The sequence below is a fragment of the Capnocytophaga sp. oral taxon 380 str. F0488 genome, assembly GCF_000318255.2.
GTDB lineage: Bacteria > Bacteroidota > Bacteroidia > Flavobacteriales > Flavobacteriaceae > Capnocytophaga > Capnocytophaga ochracea.
Genome location: NZ_KB291180.1, coordinates 9,268 through 11,158, shown reverse-complemented (window position 1 = coordinate 11,158; position 1,891 = coordinate 9,268). Strand labels below are relative to the sequence as shown.

Annotated in this window: 2 protein-coding genes; one reads left to right on the top strand and one right to left on the bottom strand. The window is 41.2% G+C overall.

The genetic code is table 11. The annotated features are described in order from the left end of the window. Positions 1–357: 357 nt before the first annotated feature. Positions 358–459 carry a glycosyltransferase gene (locus tag HMPREF9078_RS12085; protein WP_083477073.1) on the bottom strand — a complete coding sequence of 34 codons (102 nt, stop codon included), beginning with the start codon at positions 457–459 and terminating at the stop codon, positions 358–360. A gap of 203 nt (positions 460–662) precedes the next feature. On the opposite strand from HMPREF9078_RS12085, the gene msrB reads away from it, so the two are divergent. Next, positions 663–1,781 (top strand): peptide-methionine (R)-S-oxide reductase MsrB, encoded by a 1,119-nt coding sequence (msrB, locus tag HMPREF9078_RS01970; protein WP_034542554.1) that lies wholly within the window; start codon positions 663–665, stop codon positions 1,779–1,781. Positions 1,782–1,891: the final 110 nt, after the last annotated feature.

Sequence of the window (1,891 nt, the reverse complement as noted above, 5' to 3'; positions counted from 1 at the left end):
GTGTATAGGAGGATATTTTTACCACATTACCTTCGATTTTCCGTCACACTTCTCCTAGTGCCTATGGCCTAAGGCCTAGTGCCTCTTCCTCTTTCTTTCGCCTCGAAACTCTCTTTTTGCCATTTTTTACATCGCTGTATTATACTGTGAGTCAACTACTTATACCCCCTTTCTATACCAATCGTCCAAGATTCGTGTATAAGCTTCCTATAAGCTCTCTATAAGCTAACTCCGCTTCCTATAAGCTCTCTATAAGCTAACCATACACATTCCCCTCTCTTAACTCCTCATTTTTAACTATTTACACCCCCTTTCTATACCAATCGTCCAAGATTCGTATAATTTCCTATAAGCTCTCTATAAGCTAACCCCCCCCTCCTTACACCCTTTTTTCACCAAAACTCCTCCCTCCTCTCTTCCGAACTTTTTCGTTTCCTTCCGAACCCTCCAACCCTCCACATTTGCTAATTTTCAAATTTGCTAATCTGCTAATTTTTCCCCGCCCGTCGTGCTACAACTGCCTGTGCGGCTCGCACCTAATTTCCTAATTCTCTCATTTTCTAATTTTCTAATTTACTAATCAATCTGGCATTATTTTTGAAGCTCTATTGCGGTAAAATAAATCATCAACAAGAACTCATCAATTAAAAAAGTCATTAAGAATGAAAACCTATTTTTTATGCCTTATGGCAATAGCCTTCACAATGGGGTGTGCTAACGGCAATAACAAAAGAACAACCTCACTTACCACTAACGACGAAAATTCAACTCATCAACAAGCAGAAATGAAAAAAACAAACAAATCAAAATCTACTGATATCTATTTTGCAGGAGGTTGCTTCTGGGGCACCGAACACTTTTTTAAACAAATTCGCGGAGTGCTCGCCACCGAAGTAGGCTATGCCAATGGCAAACTCTCCAAAGCCCCCAGTTACGAACAAGTATGTACAGGCAATACAGGTTTTGCCGAAACCGTAAAAGTAACCTACAACCCTCAACTCATCGACCTCAACCAACTGCTCGACCTCTATTTCAAAATCATCGACCCCACTTCTCTCAATAAACAAGGCAACGACCGTGGCACGCAATACCGCACAGGCATCTATTACGTAAACGAAACCGAAAAACCGCTTATCGACAAAGCTATTGCTACACTTGCCACACAATACAGTAAACCCATAGTAGTAGAAGTGCTCCCTTTAAAGAACTTTTATAAAGCCGAAGAATATCATCAAGCGTATTTAGATAAGAATCCGCAAGGCTATTGCCATATTTCACCAGCCTTGTTTGAAATAGCCCGCAAAGCCAATCCAGCTAAACAGAAAGGCTTTAAAAAACCTTCTCAAGCCGACCTTCGTAAGCAACTCACCCCCGAGCAATACGCCGTTACCCAAGAAAGCGCTACCGAGCGCCCATTTGCCAATGCCTATTACAACGAGTTCCGCGAAGGTATTTATGTGGATATTACCACCGGCGAACCCCTCTTTATCTCTACCGATAAGTTCGAATCAGGCTGTGGCTGGCCAAGTTTCTCTAAACCTATTGATAAAAAACTCATAGAAGAAAAAACCGATAAATCTCATAATATGACTCGTACCGAAGTGCGCAGTAAGTTAGGCAACGCACACCTCGGTCACGTTTTTAACGATGGACCTAAGGATAAAGGAGGCTTGCGCTATTGTATCAACAGTGCCTCATTGCGCTTTATCCCCAAAGACGATATGGAAAAAGAAGGTTATGGCAAATATATACCCCTCTTAGAGAAAAAAACTAAAAAATAGAAAATTAATACTCTCATTCTAAGAAAGGGGAAGACTACTATTTTAGGTCTTCCCCTTTTTACTTATCATACACTTAGCCAAAGTTTTTGCCTGTGCGACTCGCACCTTTG

Bases quoted from the DNA above. Each gene is read 5' to 3' on its own strand.
- msrB (WP_034542554.1), top strand. From the start codon at position 663: ATGAAAACCTATTTTTTATGCCTTATGGCAATAGCCTTCACAATGGGG.